The following is a 21,781-nucleotide window of genomic DNA, read 5'->3' as shown; positions in this document are numbered from 1 at the left end:
CACAGAGAGCACGGCTAGAGTGAGTTCCTGATAGGAACTTACTCGTCGGGCTAGCGTGGTGGCAACCGGATTGGGGGCAACGTGCGGCGGAGCAGCTTCGAGCCCGAGCCGGACTGTGCGATCGCGCAGTCCCTGGGCGTGATCGGCGACGGCTGGGAACTGCTGATCGTCCGCGACCTGGCCCGCGGCCTCGACCGGTTCGACCAGTTGGCCGACTCGCTGCACATCTCCCGCAAGGTGCTGACCGAGCGGCTGGCCGGCCTGCTCGACAGCGGGATCGTCGAGCGGTCGGCGTACCAGGACCGGCCGACCCGCTACGCCTACCACCTCACGCCGCGCGGCCGGGCCCTGCTGCCCGTGCTGGTCGCGCTCCAGGACTGGGGCGACCGTTGGCTCCTCGGCGACGGCTCACTCACCGGCACCAACACCGACGCCGAGCCGCCCGCCCATCGGATCCACCAGCTCACCGGGCAGCGCATCCCTGAGGTCGCTCTCCCGTCCACCGCCGGTACGACGCTCGACGTGGTCGACACCGACGCCCGCGCAACCGTACTCTTCGGCTACCCGGCGACCGGACGGCCCACCCCGCTCCCGGACGGCTGGAGCGAGATCGCCGGAGCCAGCGGCTGCACGCTGGAGAACCGCCTCTTCGCCGCCCGGTACGACGACTTCACCGCGAAGCGACTCGCGGTCCGCGGCGTCAGCACCCAGCGCCCGGACGAACAGCGAGCGTTCGCGACCACCGAGGAGATTCCGCACCTCCTGCTGTCCGACCTCGACCTCGAACTCGCCGCCGCCCTCCGCCTGCCGACGTTCCGGGCCGGCGGGTACGAGCGATTGAAGCGAGTCGTACTCGTGGTCGGCCCGGATCGCGTAGTCCAGGCGGTGCGCTACCCGGTGACCGACATCTCCGAGGCCGTCGAGTGGGCCCTCGCAGGATGACCGAGGTCGAGCTGTGGTGGGGGCGGATCGGGCAGGTGCGGGACGAGTTCGCCCCCGACCTGGACCCGGTCGAGCTCGGTCGGCTGACCGCCTACGTGCGGGCCGCCGACAAGGCGCGCTTCCTGCTGGGCTGCACGATCGTACGGCGGGTTCTCGCCGCCCGCTTCTCGTTGCCCGCGGCAAGTATCCGGCTGGACCGGACGTGCCCGGAGTGCGGGAAACCGCACGGGAAGGTGCGAGCGGAGGGTGTCGAACTGTCCGTGACGCACTCCGGCGACCTCGTCGGGGTCGCGGTGAGCGATCGTCCGGTCGGGCTCGATGTGGAGAAGGTCGATCCGGATCTCGATGTCGACGGGCTGGCGCGCATCAGCCTGTCGGCCGCCGAGACCGCGTCACTGCCCCGGGACGGCAGCAGGGCCCTGGCGTTCACCACGGCCTGGACGCGCAAGGAGGCCGTCGTGAAGGCGACCGGCGACGGACTCCGGACCGACCTGCGGACGATCACGGGTCCGCCGGCCGGGTTTCAACTGCTGGACCTGACCACCGATCCCGGTTACGTGGGCGCGCTCGCGATCCAGTCGGTGGAGCCTCCCGTCCTGCGGACGTTCAGGTTCTGATCTGGCCCTCGCCGGTGACGACGTACTTGGTCGAGGTCATCTCCGGCAGCCCCATCGGACCGCGGGCGTGCAACTTCTGGGTCGAGATGCCGATCTCCGCGCCGAACCCGAACTCGCCGCCGTCGGTGAACCGTGTGCTCGCGTTCACCACCACCGCGGCCGAGTCGACCGCGGCCACGAACCGGCGGGCCGCGGCCTGTGAGCGCGTGATGATCGCGTCGGTGTGACCCGAGCTGTAGCGGCGGATGTGCCGCACCGCGGCCTCCAGCGAGTCGACCACTGCCGCCGACAGATCCAGCGAGTTGTACTCGGCCCCGAAGTCCTCCTCGGTCGCCGCCACCACGTCCTTGCCAGCGGCAACCACTGCCGGATCGCCGTGGACGGTCACGCCCGCCTCGGTGAGAGCCGGCAGCGCCCGCGCGAGGAACTCCTCGGCCACCGACGAGTGCACCAGCAACGACTCGGCCGCGTTGCACACGCTCGGCCGCTGGGTCTTGGCGTTCAGCAGGATCGTCAGCGCGAGGTCGAGATCCGCGTCCGCGTCCACGTAGACGTGACAGTTGCCGACCCCGGTCTCGATCACCGGCACGGTCGACTCGGACACCACGGTCTGGATCAGCCCGGCACCACCCCGCGGGATCAGTACGTCGACCAGCCCGCGCGCCTGCATGAGCTCCTTCACCGCGGCCCGATCCGTCGGCACGCCCTGGACCACATCGGCCGGCAGACCGGCTTCCGAGGCAGCGTCCCGCAGTACGGCGACGATCGCCTCGTTGGACGCGGCCGCCGAGGACGACCCGCGCAGGAGCACCGCGTTGCCGGATTTCAGGCAGATGCCGGCCGCGTCGGCGGTCACGTTCGGCCGGGCCTCGTAGATGATCCCGACCACGCCGAACGGCACACGGACCTGCCGGAGCTCCAGCCCGTTCGGGAGCGTGTAGCCGCGGACGACCTCACCGACCGGGTCGGTCAGCCCGGCGAGCTGCTCGAGACCGGCGGCCATCGCGTCCACGCGGTCCGGGTTCAGCGCCAGCCGGTCCACCGTCGACTCCGGCGTACCGGCTTCGCGCGCGGCCGCGACGTCCTTCGCGTTCGCCGCGACGATGGTGTCCGTGTTCGCCCGCAGCGCCGCCGCCATCGCGTGCAGCGCCGCGTCCTTGGTCGCCCGGGAGGCCTCCGCCAGCGCGTACGACGCCTCGCGCGCCCGGCGGGCCAGCTCGATGATCTCGCTCACCCTTCCTATCGTAGGGCGCTCCCCCGCCGGGCCACCCGGACGTCTCAGCCGGCAACCCAGTACGTGCGGATGTTCGTGAACTCGCGCAGCCCGTGTCCGGCCAGCTCACGGCCGTAGCCGCTCCGCTTCGTCCCGCCGAACGGCACCCGCGGGTCGGAGGCCACGACCGCGTTGACGAAGGCAGCTCCCGAAGTGATCCGCCGTGCCAACTCGACGCCACGCGCCGGATCCCCGGTCCAGATGCTCAACCCGAGCCCGTACTGCGTCGCCCCGGCCAGCTCAGCCGCATGGTCGGAATCCCGCGCCACCGCCACCGCGGCGACCGGGCCGAACGTCTCCTCGTCGAACGCCGGCATCCCCGGAGCGGTCCCGGTCAGCACGGTCGGCTCGAAGAAGAACCCCGGCCCGTCGATGCTCGCGCCACCGGTCACCAGGACCGCTCCGGCCGCGACCGACTCGGCAACCTGCCGCTGCAGCGCGGCCCGCAGGTCGTCGCGCGCCAGCGGCCCGACGGCGGTCCCGCGATCGGTGGGATCCCCTACCGTCAGCTCTTTCACCCCTTGAACGAACCGGTCGACGAACTCGTCCGCGATCGCCTCCTCCACGATGAACCGCTTCGCGCACACACAGCTCTGACCGGAGTTCGTGAACCGTGCCCGGACCGCCGCCGCGGCCGCTGCCTCGACGTCCGCGTCGGCGAGCACCACGAACGCGTCCGAGCCGCCCAACTCGAGCACGGAGCGCTTCGACACCCGCCCGGCGGCCGCGCCGACCGCGGATCCGGCCCGGTTGCTGCCGGTCAGCGTGACCGCCGCAATCCGGTCGTCCGCGATCAGCTGCTCGATGGTCGCCGGTACGTCCGGCTCGTCCACCACCAGCGTGCGGACGAGGTGGTGCGGGAACCCGGCCGCCCGGAACAACCGCTCGATCGCCAGCGCCGACCCGGTCACGTTCGGCGAGTGCTTCAGCAGCACCCCGTTGCCCGCAGCAAGCGTCGGTACGGCGAACCGCATCACCTGCCAGAGCGGGAAGTTCCACGGCATCACCGCGAGCACCAGGCCGATCGGCTCGTACGAGACCCAGGCCCGGACACCGTCGACCGTCACCGGCTCGTCGGCCAGGATCGCGCCGCCGTTGGTCGCGTAGTACTCGGCCGTGACCGCGGACTTCTCCACCTCGCCCTCGGCCTCACCGATCGGCTTACCCATCTCGGCCGTCATCATTGCGGCGAGTGCATCCTTCGAGCCGCGAAGCTCCGCAGCGAGCCGGGTCAGCGCCGCCAGCCGGTCGCTCACCGCCACGCGGCCCCACGCCCCGGCCGCGTCGGCGGCTTGTACGACGACCTGCTCCAACTCGGCCGGCGTCATCGCGCCGTACGTCGCCAGCGTCTTCCCGCTGGCCGGATCGATCGTGGTGATCATCGGGCGCTCAACCCGCCACGGTCGTTCTCCGAGAGGTGCTCGAACGTCTCACCGGTCGCGGTCATCGTCCGGGTGACGTCGCGGCCGCCGTACACCCAGTAGATGCGCATCGGCGTGCTGCCGCGGTTGAGGAACCGGTGCGGTACGCCGGCCGGCACCCAGGTCGCGTCGCCCGCGACCAGGTCGAACTGCTCGCCGTCGATCTCCGCGATCGCGTCGCCCTCGAGGATCAGCACCGACTCCTCCACGTTGTGACTGTGGAGCGGGAGGCCGGTGCCCGGCGCGAACACGGTCTGGCCGGTGGTGATGCGGTTGGTCTCGGAGTTCCAGCGGCCGACGTACGGCAGGGTGACGACCCCGTTGCCGCGGTCGAACGGCTCGATCTCGCCCGGACGGATGAGTAGGTTCATCGGGTTTCCTCAGCGTGGTGGATCAGGCGGTGGGCCAGGGTGTTGGCCTGGCTGCCCGGTACGACGTGTTCGGCGACGGCTTCACGCCAGACCTTGAAGTGCGGTGCCTGGCGATGGGCTTCGACCGCGGCCTCGTCGGCGTACAGCTCGTACAGGGTGAAGTGGTGGTCGTCGGCGGTGTCCTGGCTGACGTCGAAGTACAGGCAGCCGGGCTCGTCGGTGAACGATCGCTCGGCCTGCGTCCGGATCGCCTCGACGAAGCGGTCGAGATGCCCAGGGACCACCTGGAGGGAGACGGTGAGGCTGATCATGCGGCAACTTCCTCCGTGGGTGGTGGGTTGACCTTGGTCTCGGCGGCGAGGGTGAGCAGGCTGGTCCAGGTCGTGGCCGTCAGGGTGATGCCGGTCGTGGTGTTCGCGGCGAGGTTGCGGTCCTCCAGCTCGCCTGGCACGAGGATGCGGTCCGCCCAGGGAGCGGTCTCGGCCGCGTGGGTGACGTCCACGAGGGCTTCGACGCGTTCGGCGTACGCCGCCGGGTCGTCCATCGCGGCGACGTCGACGGTGAGGAGCAGGTGGCCGACCCCGCTGGGCGCATCCGGCTGGTAGGGACCGGCGACGTCGGCACCGAACGCGCTGCCGGTCAGGACGCCGGCGAGGACGTCGAACATGAACGACATCACGTACCCCTTCGGCCCGGCCATCGGCAGGATCAGGCCCTCGATCGCACGCCGTGGATCGGTCGTCGGGTTGCCGTCGGCATCGGCCGCCCAGCCCGCCGGGATCTCGGTCCCGCGTTCGGCGGCCAGGTAGACCTTGCCGCGGGCAACGGCCGTGTTGGCCAGGTCCATCACCACGGTCCCGTGCCGGCCGGCCGGCGCCGCGATCGACCACGGGTTGGTGCCGATGCTCTTCTGCTTGCCGCCCCACGGCGCCATGGCCGGGCTGGCGTTCGTACACAGGAAGGCGACGCAGCCCTGGGCCGCGGCCTTGCGGGTGAAGTACGCCGCGGTACCGAAGTGCCCGGAATTCCGGACGCCGATCGCGCTCACGCCGTACTCGCGGGCCCGCTCGACGCCGAGCGTGATCGCGTGGTCGGCGATCACCTGTCCGATGCCGTCGCCGCCGTCGAGGACCACCAGCGCACCGGTGTCGCGGACGCGCTCGCTCCTGGTGATCCGCGCCATCGCGCCGGTGCGGAGGCGGGCGACGTACCAGGGCAGGCGGAGTAGGCCGTGGGAGGCGTGACCCCAGAGCTCGGCGGTGACCAGGGTGTCGGCGAGGAGCTGCGCGTCCGGACCGGGGACGCCTTCGGCGCGCAGGACGGCCGCGGTGAACGACAGCAGCGCGTCCGGGCGGATCCGCTGGGCTGAGGCCATCCGATGCTCCGATCCGGCGGTTACGATGACAGGACCTACGGAAGCATACTTGTATACAAGTGTGCAAAGGAGAGACCGGATGACGGACAAACTGCGGCGCGCCTCCGGCGGTCAGGTCGTGTACGCCGAGCTGAAACGGCAGATCCTGTCGCTCGAGCTGCCCCCGGGCCGGCGGCTGTTCGAGCCCGAGCTCTCCCAGCAGCTGCAGGTCAGCCGGACGCCGCTGCGGGAGGCGCTGCGCCTGCTGCTCGCCGAGGACCTGGTCGACCAGCTGCCGACCGGCGGGATGGTGGTGCGGTCGCTGTCGGCGCAGGAGATCGACGAGCTGTACACCGTCCGGGCCTCGCTGGAGGGGTTGATGGCGGCGGAGGCGGCCGAGCGGATGACCGATGCGGGGGCGGAGGTGCTCACGCGGCTGGTGGCGCGGAACGAGCGGCTGGTCGAGTTCGCCGAGGACGCGATGAACGCCGGGCACGACTTCCATCTCGCGATCGCCGACATCGCCGCGCACGGGTGGGCGGCGCGGCTCCACCAGCAGGTGGACGGTCAGATGGCGCGCTACCGAGCCTTCACGAACCAGTCACAACTACGCCGGACCGCCGCCCTGGAAGAACACCGAGCCATCCTCGACGCCCTGCTCACCCGAGACGCCGCCCGAGCCCGCGAGCTCGCCGAAGAGCACGTCCTGACGGCCCGCAACACCGCCCTACAAGCCATCACCGAACGCCTCCCCTAGCAAGCCCCGCCCAGCCCACACTCCGGACCCATCCCACCCACCCACCGCTCCCGCCCAGTCCGCCCAGTCCGCCCCGCCTCAGTCCGCACGCCGTACCCGGCAGCTCCCGGGGGTGTGGACATCCCGTGGGGACCTTGAACAGGTTATTCCGGGTGGCAGGCCCCCATTTCCTGTTCAAGGCCCCCGGCGGCGGGCCGGGTAGAGCGCGGGCCCGGCGGCGGGGTTCAGCGGCGGAGGAGGTGGTAGCGGCGTTCGGGGCGGCCGGCTACGCCGTAGCGGGGGCGCATTTCCGCGCGGCCGATGGTGACCAGGTGTTCGAGGTAGCGGCGGGTGCTGCTGCGCGACAGCCCGGTCACCGCCGCACAGTCGCTCGCCGACATCCCGTCCGCCGGCGCATCGCCGAGCGCCTGGACCACGAGGTCGGTCGTCTCCGGGCTGATCCCCTTCGGCGCGGTCGACGGGCCCCGGCTCCCCTGGGCCCGGAACACCCGGTCGACCTCCGCCTGGTCGATGTCCGTCAACCGCTGGAGCTCGGCCCGATGCTCGGCGTACTCCGTCAGCTTGCTCCGGAGCGACTCGATCTCGAACGGCTTCACCAGGTACTGGAACACGCCACCGCGCAACGCCGTCCGCAGACTGTCCAGGTCCCGCGCCGCGCTGATCACGATCACGTCGACCGGATAGTCCGCCGACGACTCGCGGAACCGTCGCAGTACCTCCAGACCGCTCATGTCCGGCAGATGGATGTCGAGCAGGACGAGATCCGGCCGCAGCGAGCGTACGGCGGCCAGCGCCTCGGAACCGTTGCGCGCAGCACCGACCACCTCGAAACCGGGGTGCCGGGACACCACGCTGGAGTGCAGCCGAGCCACCATGAAGTCGTCGTCGACGACCAGCACCTGGATCATGTCCGCACCGCCGGCGCGAGCATCGGCAGGGTCGCCACGAACACGGCGCCCGCGTCGTTGTGCACGGTCACGTCGCCGCCGCGCTTGCGGCAGATCACCCGGACCAGCGCCAGCCCGATCCCGTGCTCGCCGGACTCGCTGCTCTTCGTGCTGAACCCGTGCGCGAACACCCGATGCTGCATCGCGCTGTCCACCCCCGGCCCGGAGTCCCGGACCTGGATCCGTACGGCGCCGTCGCACTCGAGCACCTGGACGCCCACGAAGGGATCGGGCCCACCCGCGGCCGCCTCCAGCGCGTTGTCGACCAGGTTGCCGAGCACCGTGGAGACGTCGGTCGCGAGCCGCTCGTCCAGCCGCGGCAGCAGGCTCCCCGGCTCGATCTCGAAGGTGACGCCACGCTCGACCGCCTGCGACGACTTCGCGATCAGCAGGGCGGCCACCGCCGGATCCGCCACCCGCGCGGTCACGCCGGCGGTCAGCTCGGTCTGGTCGGCGGCGACCTGCTGGATGTAGCGCAGGACCTCCTCGTACTCGCCGAGCTCGACCAGCCCGCTGACGATGTGCATGCGGTTGCTGAACTCGTGCGCCTGCGCGCGCAGCGTGTCGGTGGTGTTGCGCGTCAGGTCGAGCTCCCGCTGGAGCTCGAGCAGCTCGGTGCGGTCGCGGAAGGTGGCGACCCAGCCGATCTGGCGGCCGTGGCTGCGGACCGGCATCCGGCTCAGCGTGAGCACGCGGCCGTGCAGCGGCAGGACCTGGTCCGTCGCTCGCTCGGGACCGTCGAAGATTTCCAGCAGCCGGCCGGTGTCGTCCACCTCGTCCAACGCCTGCCCCGCCGAGGCCAGCGGGATACCGAGCAGGTGCGCGGCCTGGTCGTTGACCATCGTGATCCGCCGCTGCAGGTCGACCGCCAGCACGCCTTCCTTGATGCCGTGCAGCAGGGCCTCACGCTGCTCCACCAACCCGGTGATCTCCCGCGGCTCCAGCCCGAGCGTCTGGCGCTTGACCGTTCTTGCCAGCAGCAACGACCCGAGGACCCCGAGCAGACTGGCGATCCCGAGGTAGGTGAGCAGGTTGGGCAGCGCCTCCCGCAGGTTGGCCACCAGGGACGGGTACTGCCGGCCGACCGCGACGACCCCGTCGGTCTCGCGGGTCTCCACGTTGATGATCGGCGCCATCGCCAGCGCGGCACCGGTGTTCTCGTCCTGCCCGATCCAGGACCGGCCGAGGAACGCGTCGGTCGCCTGCACCCGCGCGACCGAGGTCTTGGGCAACGGATCGGACGAGGCGACGATGCGCCGGTCCCGGACCGCGACCAGCACGTACGTCGACCCCGAGAACGTCGCGCCGGACGTCACGGTCGACTGCACCTGGCTGAGAAAGGCCGGCGCGCCGTTCGACGCGGCCGCCTCACGGACGCCCGACGTCACGGCCAGCTGTTCGGCGATCGCCAGCGCCCGCCGGCCCTCGGTGTCGCGGAAGCGCGCGTTCGACTGGGCCAGCGAGACCGCGGCGACGCCGACCAGGACGACGAGAACGATCAGCAGCTGCATGGCCAGCATCCGCCCGGCCAGCGTCCACCGACGCCGGCCCAGAAGCGCTTGCCACCTCGCCGTCACGGCTCGATTGTGCTGCCGACGGCCGGATCGCGCCATCTTTGGCGTGAGCACAATGAACACAACGCACATTGCGTTCACAACGGTGACACCCCCACCGCGTCCACGGCACGCTGACGGCGACCGCAGTACCACCGAACCATCGCAGCCCTAGGAGACCGCCGTGAAAGCACGGACGTGGTTCACCAGCATCACCGCCGTCCTGGCGGTCGCCCTCGCCGCCACCAGCTGTGGCGTGAGCGCCGACGACAACGCCGCCGGCGGCACCGACAGCGGCCCGGTGAAGGGCCTGCGCATCCTCGTGCCCAACTCCCCCGGCAGCGGCTACGACACCACCGCCCGGGCCGCGGCGAAGTCGATGCAGGACGCCAAGCTCACCGACACCGTCGAGGTGTTCAACACCGCGGGTGCCGGCGGCACGGTCGGCCTGCAGCGGCTGGTGAACGAGAAGGGCAAGGAAGACATCCTCATGCAGATGGGGCTCGGCGTCGTCGGGGCCGTCTACACGAACAAGTCGAAGGCCACCCTCCAGGACACCGTCCCGATCGCCAAGCTGATCGAGGAGGCCGAGGCGATCGTCGTACCGAAGGGATCGCCGTACACCAGCCTGGAGCAGCTGGTCGCGGCCTGGAAGGCGGACCCGGGCAAGGTGCCGGTCGGCGGCGCGTCGAACGCGGGCGGCCCGGACCACCTGACCCCGATGCTGCTGGCGAAGGCGGTCGGGGTGGACCCGAAGAGCGTCAACTACGTGCCGTACGACGGCGGCGGCGAGCTGCTCACCGCGGTGCTCGGCAAGAAGGTCGCGTTCGCCGCGACCGGGATCGGCGAGGTCGCCGAGCAGGCCAAGACCGGGGACGTGAAGATCCTCGCGGTCACCACCGAGAAGCCGGTCGAGGGTATCGACGCGCCGACGCTGAAGAGCCTCGGCGTCGACCTGGTCTTCACCAACTGGCGCGGGATCGTCGCGCCGCCGGAGCTGTCGGACGAGAAGAAGCAGGAGTTCGTCGACCTGCTGACCAAGATGCACGACTCACCGCAGTGGAAGCAGACCCTGGCCGACCAGGGCTGGGCGGACGCGTTCCAGACCGGTGACGAGTTCAAGACCTTCCTGACCAGCGAGAACGACCGGGTCGCAGGCGTACTGCGGGAACTGGGTCTCGTGGCCTGATGAGCACCCCGGCCACCACCAACACGACGCAGGGCCGCTCCGAGCTCGGAGTGGCCCTCCTGCTCCTGGTCCTCGGCGGCTGGGCCGTGGTCGACGCGCTACGGCTGCCCGACCTCCAGACCCGCGGGCCGGTCGACGCGAAGACGATCCCGCTGGTCGTCGGCGCGCTGCTCATCCTGACCGCCGTACTGCTCGCCGTCGACGTCCTGCGCGGCGGCCGCGGCGAGCAGGAGGCGGGCGAGGACGTGGACCTCGGTCACGGCAGCGACTGGAAGACCCTCGGCCTGCTGGCGGCCGCGTTCGTGGCGAACATCCTGCTGATCGACCGGCTCGGCTGGCCGGTGTCCGGGGCGGTGCTGTTCTTCGGTACGACGTACGCGCTCGGCAGCCGGCACCTGATCCGGAACGCGGTCATCTCGATCGTGCTGTCGGTCGGCACCTGGTACCTGTTCAACCTGGCGCTGGGCATCGCCCTGCCGGTCGGCATCCTCAAGGGAATCCTCTGATGGACGCGTTCTCCGAACTGCTGAACGGGTTCGCCACCGCGGCCCAGCCGACCAACCTGCTGTACGCCTTCCTCGGCGTCCTCCTGGGTACGGCGATCGGCGTGCTGCCCGGGATCGGGCCGGCGATGACGATCGCGCTGCTGCTGCCGCTGACGTACTCGCTCGAGCCCACGCAGGCCTTCATCATGTTCGCCGGCATCTACTACGGCGGCATGTACGGCGGCTCGACCACGTCGATCCTGCTGAACACGCCCGGTGAGAGCGCGTCGGTCATCACCGCGATCGAAGGCAACAAGATGGCCCGGCGAGGCCGGGCGGCCGCCGCACTGGCGACCGCGGCGATCGGGTCCTTCGTGGCCGGCACGATCGGCACGCTCTGTCTGGCTCTGCTCGCGCCCGCGGTCGTGCAACTGGCCATCAAGATGGGCGCGCCCGACTACCTCGCCGTCATCGTGCTGGCGTTCGTCGCGGTCACCACGGTGCTCGGCTCGTCGAAGGTCCGCGGCCTGGCCGCCCTCGCGATCGGCCTGCTGATCGGCCTGATCGGGATCGACCCGACGTCCGGTCAGCAGCGGCTCACCCTCGGCCTGCCGGAGCTTGCCGACGGCATCGACGTGGTCGTGGTCGCGGTCGGCCTGTTCGCGGTCGGCGAGGCGCTGTGGATCGCCGCGCACCTGCGCCGTACGCCGGCCGAGATCATTCCGGTCGGCGCCGCCCGGATGGACCGCAACGACTGGCGGCGGTCGTGGAAGCCGTGGCTGCGCGGGACCGCGATCGGTTTCCCGTTCGGCGCCGTACCGGCCGGTGGCGCGGAGATCCCGACGTTCCTGTCGTACGTCACCGAGAAGCGGCTGAGCAAGCACCCCGAGGAGTTCGGCAAGGGTGCGATCGAGGGCGTCGCCGGTCCCGAGGCGACGAACAACGCGTCGGCCGCGGGCGGTCTGGTTCCCCTGCTCACGCTGGGAATCCCGACCACCGCGACCGCCGCGGTGATGCTCGGCGCCTTCCAGGGCTACGGCATCCAGCCCGGTCCGCGGCTGCTGGAGACGCAGCCCGAGCTGGTCTGGGGCCTGGTCGCCAGCCTGTTCATCGGCAACGCGATCCTGCTCGCGCTGAACCTGCCGCTGGCGCCGATGTGGGCGAAGCTGCTGCGGATCCCCCGGCCGTACCTGTACGCCGGCATCCTGTTCTTCGCCAGCATCGGCGCGTACGCCGCGAACCTGTCGACGTTCGACCTATGGCTCCTGCTCGTCCTCGGCGCACTCGGCTTCGGCATGCGCCGGTACGGACTGCCGGTGGTGCCGGCGATCATCGGCATCATCCTTGGCCCGACCGCCGAGGAGCAGCTCCGGCGCGCTCTGCAGATCAGCGACGGCGAGCTCAGCGGCCTCTACAACACCTGGTTCTCCAAGGCCGTGTACGTCGTCATCCTGCTGGTGATCGTGGTCCCGCCGATCGTCGGCCGGCTGCGCACCCCGAAGCAGGCCGAGGAACCCCAGCACGCCGAGAAGGGAGAGTAGCCGTGGCGATCATCGTCGGATACGTGCCGACCTCGGAGGGCATGGCTGCTCTCGAGGGCGCGATCGAGGAGGCCAAGCTCCGGGACCAGCGGCTGGTGGTGGTGAACTCCAGCCGCGGCGAGGCGCTGGTCGACAAGCGGTTCGCCAGCCACGACCAGTGGGACTCGGTCGAGCACCGGCTGGCCGACTCCGGCGTCGAGCACGAGCTCAAACAGCTTGTCGAAGGCAAGGATGCGGCCGACCAGATCCTGACCCTGGCGCACGAGATCAACGCTGAGCTGATCGTCATCGGCCTCCGCCGCCGCTCCCCCGTCGGCAAGCTCCTGATGGGCAGCCAGGCCCAAACCATCCTCCTCCAGGCCGAGTGCCCGGTCCTGGCCGTCAAGCCCTAGCCCCACCCACAGGCGTTCATTCGTCGCCTTTTGACAGCCCTGCCGAGCCCGCTTGGCCGGCGATCGCCCCGTTTGCTGTCAAAAGGCGACGAATGAACGCGGCTAGAGGAGGAGGACCAGGTCGTCGCGGTGGACGACCTCGCGTTCGTAGGCGGACCCGAGTTCCTTGGCCAGTTCGCGGGTCGAGCGGCCCAGCAGGTCGGGCAGTTCGGTGGCGTCGTAGTTGACCAGACCGCGGGCGATGACGACTCCGGACGGCGACACCAGGTCGACCGGATCACCGGCGGAGAAGGTCCCTTCGACACCGGAGATCCCGGCCGGCAGGAGCGACGTACGGCGTTCGGTCACCGCACGGACCGCACCCTCATCGAGCCGGAGGCGGCCTTGGCCCATGGTGGCATGCGCGAGCCAGAGCAGGCGGGTCTTGCGCCGACGGCCGGTCGGGTGGAACAGCGTGCCGACCGGCAAGCCCTTCAGCGCCTCACCGACGCGCGCGGCCGACGTCAGCACCACCGGGATCCCTGCCTCGGTGGCGATCGCGGCCGCCTCGACCTTCGTCTGCATCCCGCCGGTCCCGACCCCCGACGATCCCGTCCGGCCGATCCGCAGCGGCTCGAGATCCTTCGGGCCACGGACGTCCGCGACCATCGACGTACCCGGTTTGCGCGGATCCCCGTCGTACAGGCCGTCGACGTCGGACAGCAGCAGGAGCAGGTCCGCGTGCACCAGGTGGCTGGTCAGCGCGGCGAGCCGGTCGTTGTCACCGAAGCGGATCTCGGTGGTCGCGACGGTGTCGTTCTCGTTCACGATCGGTACGACGCCGAGCTCGAGCAACCGCGCGAACGTCCGGTACGCGTTGCGGTAGTGGCTGCGCCGGGTCACGTCGTCGACCGTCAGCAGCACCTGGCCGACGCGCAGGCCGTGCGCGGCGAACGCGTCGCTGTACCGCGCCATCAACAGGCCCTGCCCGACCGACGCGGCCGCCTGCTGCGTGGCCAGGTCACGCGGCCGGGACCGCAGGCCCATCGGGGCCAGGCCGGCCGCGATCGCGCCGGAGGAGACGAGCACGACCTCGGTGCCCTCGACCCGGCGCGCCGCGATGGCGTCGACGAGCAACCGGAGCCGTTCCAGGTCGATCTTGCCGCGCTGGGTCAGCGACGACGAGCCGACCTTCACGACGATCCGCGTGGCCTCGACGGCCTCCGCGCGCTGTTTCATCAGGTCAACCGTTTTCTGTGCCCTCGGCATCGAGCTCACGCGCCTCCTTGCGCGCCAGCTTCTCCGCCTTCTCCGCCGCTCGCCTGGCCTCGGCCGGGGACAGGTCGACCTCGTCCTCGACCCAGCCCTGCCCGTACTCCGACCGGTCGGTCACCAGCTCGCCGGACCGGCGGGCGTGGTACTCGGTGTCCTTCTGCCGGCGCCGCTCGGCCGCCGGCCGGACCTCCTCCAGCCGGTGGTCCTCACCGCGCCGGGCCAGGATCTCCGCCCCGGCCTGGACCTCGGGGGCGAAGTCGAACACGATCGCGTTCGGCCCGTCGCCGATGACGACCGCGTCGCCCTCGACCGCACCCCGCTCCAGCAACTCCTTCTCCACCCCGAGCCGGTTCAGCCGGTCGGCCAGGTAGCCGGTCGCCTCCGCGTTCGCGAAGTCGGTCTGCTTCACCCAGCGCTCGGGCTTGTCACCCTGCACCAGCCAGCCGCCGTCGTCCGGCAGCTTCTTCACCTTGAACTCAGGCCCGCCCTGCACCTGCGGCCGGATCACGATCCGCGTGGTGTCCGGCTTCTCCGCCTCCGCCCGGCGCCGGCCGACGATCTCGGCCATCGCGAACTTCAGCGCCTCCAGGCCCTCGTGGCTCGCGGTCGAGATCGGGAACACCCGCAACCCGCGCTCCTCGAGCTCGGCCTGCACCATCCCGGCGATCTCTCGCGCGTCCGGTACGTCGATCTTGTTCAGGGCAACGAGCCGCGGCCGGTCCTCCAGCCCACCGTGCGCCTGCAACTCGGCCTCGATCGTGTCGAGGTCACTGAGCGGATCCCGCCCCGGCTCGTACGTCGCGCAGTCGATCACGTGCACCAGCGCCGCGCACCGCTCGACGTGCCGCAGGAAGTCGTGCCCGAGCCCGCGCCCTTCGCTCGCCCCCTCGATCAGCCCCGGCACGTCGGCCACCGTGAACGTGGTGTCCCCGGCGACGACCACCCCGAGGTTCGGGATCAGCGTGGTGAACGGGTAGTCGGCGATCTTCGGCCGGGCCCGGCTGATCGACGCGACCAGCGAGGACTTGCCGGCGCTCGGGAACCCGACCAGACCGACGTCGGCAACCACTTTGAGCTCGAGGACGAGGGTGCGCTCCTCGCCGTCCTCACCGAGCAGTGCGAACCCGGGGGCCTTGCGCGAGTTGCTCGCCAGCGCGGCGTTGCCGAGGCCGCCCTTGCCGCCCTGGGCCGCGACGAACTCGGCGCCGGTGCCGACGAGATCCGCGAGCACCTCGCCGGCCGGCGTACTGACGACCGTGCCGTCGGGGACGGGCAGCACGACGTCGGCGCCGTTGCTGCCGGCCTGGTGGTCACCCTTGCCCTGGGCACCGTTCGTGGCGGAGCGGTGACTGGACCGGTGGTAGTCGACCAAGGTGGTGGTGTCGGGGTCGACGCGGAGGATCACGCTGCCGCCGTCACCACCGTTGCCGCCGTCCGGGCCGCCGAGCGGCTTGAACTTCTCCCGGTGCACCGAGGCACAGCCGTTTCCGCCGCGGCCCGCGGTGACCTGCACCGTGACCCGATCGACAAAACTGGGAATCGCCATCGGTGGTTCTGCTTTCTGTTGGTGGTGGACCGCCAGGCCCTCACAATCATCCCGCTCGGCGGCGGCTGCGCTCAGACACCGCCCGCTGGGACCGTTGTGATGGCCTGGACGTCCGCGTCTCTGGGCAAAGCAAAGGGCGGGTGCGCGGTATTCCGCGACCCGCCCTTCGACAGAGCTTGAAACGTCCGGGTGGCGGGACTACTCCGCCGGGGCCGGAACGATGTTGACGACGCGGCGACCGCGCCGGGTGCCGAACTCCACCGTGCCCTCGGCCAGCGCGAACAGGGTGTCGTCCCCGCCGCGGCCGACCAGGTTGCCCGGGTGGAAGTGCGTGCCCCGCTGGCGGACGATGATCTCGCCGGCGTTGACCAGCTGGCCGCCGTACCGCTTCACGCCGAGCCGCTGCGCGTTGGAGTCGCGACCGTTACGGGTCGACGCCGCTCCCTTTTTGTGTGCCATCTGTGGATCAGCTCACTTCTTCTTCGCGTCGATCGCGGTGACCTTGACCTGGGTGTAGTGCTGACGGTGCCCCTGGCGCTTGCGGTAACCGGTCTTGTTCTTGTACTTGAGGATGTTGATCTTCGGGCCCTTGGTGCGGCCCAGGACCTCGGCCGAGACGGCCACCTTCGCCAGCGCGGCCGCGTCGGACGTCACGGTGTCGCCATCGACGACGAGGACTGCGGGCAGCGAAACCGTGTCGCCGACCTGATCCGTCAGGCTGTCGATCTCGATGACATCGCCGACGGCGACCTTCTGCTGGGTGCCGCCACTGCGCACGATCGCGTACACCGTGGATCTCACTCTCTGCTGGTTCGGAAAACTTACGGGGGCCTGCACAGACCTGCTAGCGGCCCACACAAACATGGCACGCGGAACGCGCGCCGACGCTCAAGTTTACGGGTCCCCTCACAGACGGGTCAAACCGGGTCGGCCGCCTGCTCGGGGACGCCGTCACCTGCCGGTGGACACGAGCTCAGCGGCCTCGGCCGCCTTGTCACCCGCGTCCGGTTCGGACGCCGTCTTGCCGCGGCCACGGCTGCTGCGCCGCCGCCGGGTGCTCTTGGTGGAGCCGTTCTGCGCCGCCTCTCCGGTGTCCGCGGGTGCGCCGTCGGCGCCGTCGGCGCTGTCAACGGGCGCCGGGAAACCGGTCGCCTCCGGGCTGACGTGCTCCTCGGCCTCGGCCGACACCGGGTAGCCGGTCGGCTCCGGCGTACGGGACTCCTCGGCCCCCGCGCGACCTGCGCCCGCGGGCTGACCCGCGGCTGCGGGCTGCTCCGCGGTTCCGGCTGCCTCGCTGGTCACCGTCTCGCCGGGGGTGTCGGTGGTCGCGTCGTCGTCGGACTTCTTCGCGGTGGCCGCGGCGATCTGGGCCAGGCGCTGGGCGGCATCGCCGTTGTGTTGCGGCGCCTCCGGCTCGGGCTGTTCCTCCTCGGAGCGGCCCTTGCCACGGCCCCGGCGCCGGGAGCTCTTGCGACCGCCTTCGCCGTCCTGCGCGGCGTGCTTGTGGTCCTGCCCGCCACCGCCACCGTTGCCGCCGCTGTTGCCACCGCCACGGCTGTCGCGCCGGCGGGACTCCTTCGGCTCGTCGTGCAGGATCAGGCCGCGGCCACCGCAGTGGTCGCAGTTCTCGCTGAACGCCTCGAGCAGGCCGGTGCCGATCCGCTTCCGGGTCATCTGGACCAGGCCGAGCGAGGTGACCTCGGCGACCTGGTGCTTGGTCCGGTCCCGGCCCAGGCACTCGACCAGGCGGCGGAGCACGAGGTCGCGGTTCGACTCCAGCACCATGTCGATGAAGTCGATCACGATGATGCCGCCGATGTCGCGGAGCCGGAGCTGCCGGACGATCTCCTCGGCCGCCTCCAGGTTGTTCTTGGTGACGGTCTCCTCGAGGTTGCCGCCGGAGCCGGTGAACTTGCCGGTGTTCACGTCGACGACCGTCATCGCCTCGGTCCGGTCGATGATCAGCGAACCGCCCGACGGCAGCCAGACCTTGCGGTCCAGCGCCTTCTTGATCTGCTCGTCGATCCGGTAGTTCGCGAACACGTCACCGTCGCTCGACCACTGCTCCACCCGGTCGGCCAGGTGCGGCGCGACGCCGGCGACGTACTCGCGGACCTGGTCGTAGGCGTCGTCACCGGAGATCACCAGCTTGCTGAAGTCCTCGGTGAACAGGTCGCGGACCACGCGGATGAGCAGGTCCGGCTCGCCGTGCAGCAGCTGCGGGGCCTGACCGTTCTTCGACTTCCGGTCGATCTCGGTCCAGTACTTCTGCAGGCGGCTGACGTCGGCGGTCAGCTCCTCCTCGGACGCGCCCTCGGCGGCGGTCCGGACGATCACGCCGGCCTCGTCCGGGACGATGTCCTTGAGGATGCCCTTGAGCCGGTTCCGCTCGGTGTCCGGGAGCTTGCGGCTGATGCCGCCGTTCCCGCCGCGCGGGACGTAGACGACGTACCGGCCGGGCAGGCTGATCTGGTTGGTCAGCCGGGCGCCCTTGTGGCCGATCGGGTCCTTGGTGACCTGGACCAGCACGGACTGGCCGGACTTCAGCACCTGCTCGATCTTGCGCGGGCCGTTGGCCCCGCCGAGCGTGGCCCAGTCGACCTCACCGGCGTACAGCACGGCGTTGCGGCCCTTGCCGATGTCGATGAACGCGGCCTCCATGCTGGGCAGCACGTTCTGCACGCGGCCGAGGTACACGTTGCCGATCAGCGAGGTCTGCTCGGCCTGGGCGACGTAGTGCTCGACCAGGACGTTGTCCTCGGAGACCGCGATCTGGGTCAGGTCCTCGCGGGCCCGGATCACCATGGTCCGCTCGACCGACTCGCGGCGGGCCAGGAACTCGGCCTCGGTCACGATCGGCGCGCGCCGGCGGCCGGCCGCGCGGCCCTCGCGGCGGCGCTGCTTCTTCGCCTCCAGCCGGGTCGAGCCCTCGACCGCGGTGATCTCGCTGGCGGTGTTCTTGCTACGCGGCTCGCGGACGCGGACGACGGTCTCGTCCGGGTCGTCCGGCGACGCGGCGCCATCCTCGCCCTTGCGGCGACGGCGACGGCGGCGGCGCCGGGACGAGCTGCCCGAGCCCTCGCCGTCCTCGTCGGTGTCGCCGGCGGACTCCTGCTCGTCGTCGGCGGCGCTCTCGCCGTCCTGCTCGTCGTCGTCCTCGTGCTCGTCGGCGCCGTCCTCGGCACCCTCGGCGTCCCCGGACTTGCGGCGGCGACGTCCACCGCGGCGACGGCGACGGCGACGGGTCCCGTCGCCACCTTCCTCGCCGTCCTCGGTGTCGGCGGCCTCCTCGGTCGCTTCGGTCACCGCCTCGGCGGCCTCGACGACCGGCTCGGCGCGCTCGGCGGCGACCTCCTCGGCGTCCTTGGCCTCGGCGTCCTTGGTACGGCGGTTGCGCCGGCGACGGGTCGTGGTCGGCTGCTCGTCGGCACCCGGCTCGGCGGTCACCTCGTCAGCCGACGGGGTCGCCTCGTCGGCCTGCGGGGTCGCCTCGACCGGGCTGGTCGCCGCGGCCTGCGCGGGCGCCTGCGCCGGTACGTCGGTCGGCGCCTGGAACAGCACCGCCGCCGCAGCCGGAGCCCGCCGCCGCGACCGCCGCTGCGGAGCCTCGTCGGCCTGCCCCTCACCGGTCTGCCCGGCCGAGTCGCCGGGCCGCCCGGCCGAGTCGCCGCCCCGCGCACTCGCGTCGCCGGATCGCGTGCTTGCGTCGGCGGTCGGTGCGGCGCCCTCGCCTGCCTGGATGACGCCGTCGGCGCGGTCGGCCGACGCCGCCGACTCCTCGGTCGCCCCACCCCGACCGCGTCCACGGGACCGCCGGGTCCGGGAGCGCGGGCCGGAGTTGGACTCAGCGGAGTCAGCCTCGGCGCTTCCGGCGGCCACAGCAGCGGAACCGGAGTCGCCAGCGGTGCCGCTCGCGGTGTCCGAGCCGGACGCCGTGCGCGAGCCGACCGGAGTCTGCGGGGTTTCGGCGTCGGTGACCGGGCCGTCGGAGACCGGGCTGTCGGTGGTGACCAGGCCTTGGCCGGCGGTCTTCTTGGTGGTGCGCTTGCGGGTGGTCTTCTTCGCCGGCGCCGGGGCGCTCTCGACGACCGGACCGGCGTCCGCAGTAGTGGTTTCCGGCGCCGGGCCGGCTTCGGTCAGCTCCGGGAACGTGTCCTGGCCGGCGGCCTTCTTCGCGGTCCGCTTGGTCGCGGACTTCTTCGCGGCGCTCTTCTTCGTCGCGGCCGTCTTCTTGGCCGCGGTCTTCGTGGCGGCCGCCTTCTTCGCGGCGGCCTTCTTCACCGGGGCCGGGTCGGCGGTCTCGCCGTCGGACTGGGTGGGGACCTCCTCGGCGGGGACGGCCTTCTTGGCGGTCCGCTTGCGCGTGGTGGTCGTCTTCTTCGCGGTGGCAGCCTTCTTCGCGGTCCTGCGGGCGGCGGGCTGCTCCTGGGCGGGTGCGGCCGATTCGGCTGCTTCGGTGGTCGGCTCGTTGTCGAGCATGTGGTGCGGTCTCCTCAAGCCCTGCGGCGCATCCTGCGACCCCTGTCACGGGTCCGGACGCTGCCACCTGGCGGTCACGGTTCGCCTCGCCCGGCGTCGGTGCCGGCGCGGCGGAAGCCTGCTGGATCCGCTCCGCCCGTGCTCAGGGCTCGGAGGGAGCGGCGGCGTCGCCCTCCGCTGGATGCGTCTGGTGGTCGTCCGCCTGGCCGGTCGCGGTCGCCTGGGTGGCGTCGCGGTCACGAGCGAGCGGGTCGTCCACCGTGCCGGAGGCCGCGATGAGCGGGCCCTGGGCGAGCCTGGTCAGCAGAGCCGGGCCCGTCACCGGGAGCGTCGCTACTTCGAGCACGCCGGCGAGAACGTCGTCGGGTCTCACGGCCGGGGTTCCGTGCCGTAACACCACTTGCAGTATCGCACACGTCGCAACCGGCGCCGGTTCGTGCGCGACGGTGAGTCGCAGAACGGCGTCCCGACAGTCGAACGAGCGAAGTCCCCGTTTGGTCATGCGCTCGACCAGGATTTCCTCCCGGGCCAGGAACGCCTCCACCGCCGTGGCCGCCGCCTCCGGATCGACGCCTGGCAGCGCGATCAGCCACTCGCTCGCCTCCAGCCGGTCGGCCAGCGAGCCGGGCCCGGCGACGACCACCTCGAGCACGTCCAGGCCGGGCGGCAGGGCCTCGTCCAGGGCGGCCCGGACCTGCTCGGCGTCCCGCTCGTGTGTGAGCGAAATCTCCAGGTACTCCGCCTCCGAGGCGGCTCCGGTCGGCGCGGCCCCGGCGTACGAGATCTTCGGGTGCGGGCTGAAGCCGTGCGAGAACGCGACCGGCAGGCCGGCCCGGCGGACGGCGCGCTCGAACGCCCGCTGGAAGTCCCGGTGTGAGGTGAATCGCAGCCGCCCCCGCTTGGCGAACCGGACCCGCAGTTTCTGGACGGCGGGCAGTTGCTGGGAAGGCGGTGCTTGAACAGGTGCCACGAGGTCATTGTCTCAGTCGCCGGCGGGCGCTTCGCCGCTCAGGTACCGGCCCGGCAGTACGCCGTACGCGGCGAGCGCGTTCCGCGTGCGCTCCTGGTGGACGTTCGCGCCGACGATCACGGCCAGGGCGGCGAGCGCGAACAGGAACGTCAGCCAGCCGGGCGCCCACTGCCCGAGTACGGCGAACCCCACCGACACCGCGGCCGCCGACAGCAGCAGTACGACGACCTGCCGCAGCGACTGGGTGTACACGTCGACCACCTCCGCCGGGAAGCGGTTGCCGCCGTACCGGAGTCCAATCCGGCGGCCGTGGTTCGCTTCGATCGCGGCGAGCACGCAGAAGATCGCGAACACGCTGAACCACCGGCTCGCCAGCAGGTCGTCGCGACCGCGGCTAAGGACGACGAACAGCCCGGCCTGGGCCAGGAACACCAGGGCCAGGCTGGCGGTCGCGAACACCTCGACCCGGGTCAGGTAGAGCCGGGAGCCGAACGAGACCGCCAGGTACTCGAGCACGTTGGCGCCGATCCCGGTGAACCACAGCACCACCTTGGCGGCGTACGTCCAGTCGAGGAACGGGCCCTCGATCAGCGCCGGCAGCGCGGTCGCGGCGACGCCCAGCGCGATGCCGGCGATCACCGTGAGCAACATCCGGTAGTCGTCGGCACCGCTGGCGTCCCGGGTGGTCAT

General features: G+C 71.3%; 21 protein-coding genes. 7 read left to right on the top strand and 14 right to left on the bottom strand.

What is annotated here, in order from left to right:
• The first annotated feature begins 81 nt into the window (after positions 1-81).
• Together ACQPYZ_RS10950 and ACQPYZ_RS10945 are read left to right on the top strand one after the other, a co-directional pair.
• Entirely contained in the window at positions 82-942 is an 861-nt protein-coding gene (locus tag ACQPYZ_RS10950) for a winged helix-turn-helix transcriptional regulator (protein ID WP_433167347.1), read from the top strand.
• On the top strand, positions 939-1,559 hold the full coding sequence (locus ACQPYZ_RS10945) for a 4'-phosphopantetheinyl transferase family protein (protein WP_433167346.1): 621 nt from the start codon (positions 939-941) through the stop codon (positions 1,557-1,559). The genes ACQPYZ_RS10950 and ACQPYZ_RS10945 overlap by 4 nt, the downstream gene beginning before the upstream one ends.
• On the opposite strand, the gene ACQPYZ_RS10940 is transcribed toward ACQPYZ_RS10945, so the two are convergent.
• Genes ACQPYZ_RS10940 through ACQPYZ_RS10920 form a run of 5 tightly spaced genes read right to left on the bottom strand, consistent with a single transcriptional unit; the run spans position 1,549 to position 5,999 of the window.
• A complete protein-coding gene (locus ACQPYZ_RS10940; RefSeq protein WP_433167345.1) occupies positions 1,549-2,793 on the bottom strand; it encodes a glutamate-5-semialdehyde dehydrogenase in 1,245 nt (414 codons plus the stop codon). The two genes, ACQPYZ_RS10945 and ACQPYZ_RS10940, sit on opposite strands and share 11 nt — an antisense overlap.
• Before the next feature lie 44 nt (positions 2,794-2,837).
• Complete coding sequence (locus ACQPYZ_RS10935; RefSeq protein ID WP_433167344.1) at positions 2,838-4,214, bottom strand: aldehyde dehydrogenase family protein; 1,377 nt, start codon at positions 4,212-4,214, stop codon at positions 2,838-2,840.
• Positions 4,211-4,624, bottom strand: coding sequence for a cupin domain-containing protein (locus ACQPYZ_RS10930; RefSeq protein WP_433167343.1), 414 nt, complete (start codon positions 4,622-4,624; stop codon positions 4,211-4,213). Before ACQPYZ_RS10930 ends, ACQPYZ_RS10935 begins: the two co-directional genes overlap by 4 nt.
• Complete coding sequence (locus ACQPYZ_RS10925) at positions 4,621-4,935, bottom strand: putative quinol monooxygenase (protein ID WP_433167342.1); 315 nt, start codon at positions 4,933-4,935, stop codon at positions 4,621-4,623. Before ACQPYZ_RS10925 ends, ACQPYZ_RS10930 begins: the two co-directional genes overlap by 4 nt.
• Entirely contained in the window at positions 4,932-5,999 is a 1,068-nt protein-coding gene (locus ACQPYZ_RS10920; protein ID WP_433167341.1) for an Ldh family oxidoreductase, read from the bottom strand. The genes ACQPYZ_RS10925 and ACQPYZ_RS10920 overlap by 4 nt, the downstream gene beginning before the upstream one ends.
• 79 nt (positions 6,000-6,078) lie before the next feature.
• Here ACQPYZ_RS10920 and ACQPYZ_RS10915 point away from each other — a divergent pair, with 79 nt between their 5' ends.
• Positions 6,079-6,735: a GntR family transcriptional regulator gene (locus tag ACQPYZ_RS10915; RefSeq protein ID WP_433167340.1), complete on the top strand. Its 657-nt coding sequence runs from the start codon at positions 6,079-6,081 to the stop codon at positions 6,733-6,735.
• Between the two features lie 224 nt (positions 6,736-6,959).
• Here the strand turns inward: ACQPYZ_RS10915 and ACQPYZ_RS10910 are convergent, their stop codons facing one another.
• Positions 6,960-7,643, bottom strand: a complete 684-nt coding sequence (locus ACQPYZ_RS10910) for a response regulator (RefSeq protein ID WP_433167339.1) — start codon at positions 7,641-7,643, stop codon at positions 6,960-6,962.
• Positions 7,640-9,259 carry an ATP-binding protein gene (locus tag ACQPYZ_RS10905; RefSeq protein ID WP_433167338.1) on the bottom strand — a complete coding sequence of 540 codons (1,620 nt, stop codon included), beginning with the start codon at positions 9,257-9,259 and terminating at the stop codon, positions 7,640-7,642. The genes ACQPYZ_RS10910 and ACQPYZ_RS10905 overlap by 4 nt, the downstream gene beginning before the upstream one ends.
• A gap of 160 nt (positions 9,260-9,419) precedes the next feature.
• Between ACQPYZ_RS10905 and ACQPYZ_RS10900 the strand changes: the two genes are divergently transcribed.
• Genes ACQPYZ_RS10900 through ACQPYZ_RS10885 form a run of 4 tightly spaced genes read left to right on the top strand, consistent with a single transcriptional unit; the run spans position 9,420 to position 12,842 of the window.
• Complete coding sequence (locus ACQPYZ_RS10900) at positions 9,420-10,424, top strand: Bug family tripartite tricarboxylate transporter substrate binding protein (protein ID WP_433167337.1); 1,005 nt, start codon at positions 9,420-9,422, stop codon at positions 10,422-10,424.
• A complete protein-coding gene (locus ACQPYZ_RS10895; protein WP_433167336.1) occupies positions 10,424-10,930 on the top strand; it encodes a tripartite tricarboxylate transporter TctB family protein in 507 nt (168 codons plus the stop codon). Before ACQPYZ_RS10900 ends, ACQPYZ_RS10895 begins: the two co-directional genes overlap by 1 nt.
• On the top strand, positions 10,930-12,450 hold the full coding sequence (locus ACQPYZ_RS10890; protein WP_433167335.1) for a tripartite tricarboxylate transporter permease: 1,521 nt from the start codon (positions 10,930-10,932) through the stop codon (positions 12,448-12,450). The genes ACQPYZ_RS10895 and ACQPYZ_RS10890 overlap by 1 nt, the downstream gene beginning before the upstream one ends.
• Before the next feature lie 2 nt (positions 12,451-12,452).
• On the top strand, positions 12,453-12,842 hold the full coding sequence (locus ACQPYZ_RS10885; RefSeq protein ID WP_433167334.1) for a universal stress protein: 390 nt from the start codon (positions 12,453-12,455) through the stop codon (positions 12,840-12,842).
• Positions 12,843-12,944: 102 nt separating this feature from the next.
• Here ACQPYZ_RS10885 and proB read toward each other — a convergent pair whose 3' ends face one another.
• The 7 genes from proB to ACQPYZ_RS10850 form a co-directional block, all read right to left on the bottom strand.
• The gene (gene proB, locus ACQPYZ_RS10880; protein ID WP_433167333.1) at positions 12,945-14,060 is read right to left on the bottom strand and encodes a glutamate 5-kinase; all 1,116 of its coding nucleotides are present in this window, start codon (positions 14,058-14,060) and stop codon (positions 12,945-12,947) included.
• A 4-nt stretch (positions 14,061-14,064) separates the two neighbouring features.
• Positions 14,065-15,642: a GTPase ObgE gene (gene obgE, locus ACQPYZ_RS10875; protein ID WP_433167332.1), complete on the bottom strand. Its 1,578-nt coding sequence runs from the start codon at positions 15,640-15,642 to the stop codon at positions 14,065-14,067.
• A 198-nt stretch (positions 15,643-15,840) separates the two neighbouring features.
• The gene (gene rpmA, locus ACQPYZ_RS10870) at positions 15,841-16,101 is read right to left on the bottom strand and encodes a 50S ribosomal protein L27 (RefSeq protein WP_132152713.1); all 261 of its coding nucleotides are present in this window, start codon (positions 16,099-16,101) and stop codon (positions 15,841-15,843) included.
• Between the two features lie 12 nt (positions 16,102-16,113).
• Positions 16,114-16,431, bottom strand: a complete 318-nt coding sequence (gene rplU, locus ACQPYZ_RS10865) for a 50S ribosomal protein L21 (RefSeq protein WP_132317692.1) — start codon at positions 16,429-16,431, stop codon at positions 16,114-16,116.
• 162 nt (positions 16,432-16,593) lie between these two features.
• Positions 16,594-20,121: an Rne/Rng family ribonuclease gene (locus ACQPYZ_RS10860; RefSeq protein ID WP_433167331.1), complete on the bottom strand. Its 3,528-nt coding sequence runs from the start codon at positions 20,119-20,121 to the stop codon at positions 16,594-16,596.
• 142 nt (positions 20,122-20,263) lie between these two features.
• Positions 20,264-21,091, bottom strand: coding sequence for a TIGR03936 family radical SAM-associated protein (locus ACQPYZ_RS10855; RefSeq protein WP_433167330.1), 828 nt, complete (start codon positions 21,089-21,091; stop codon positions 20,264-20,266).
• 12 nt (positions 21,092-21,103) lie between these two features.
• Entirely contained in the window at positions 21,104-21,781 is a 678-nt protein-coding gene (locus ACQPYZ_RS10850; RefSeq protein WP_433167329.1) for a hypothetical protein, read from the bottom strand.

The organism is Kribbella sp. CA-247076, assembly GCF_050942445.1.
Classification (GTDB): Bacteria; Actinomycetota; Actinomycetes; order Propionibacteriales; family Kribbellaceae; genus Kribbella.
This window is presented reverse-complemented; position numbering and strand designations above follow the sequence as displayed.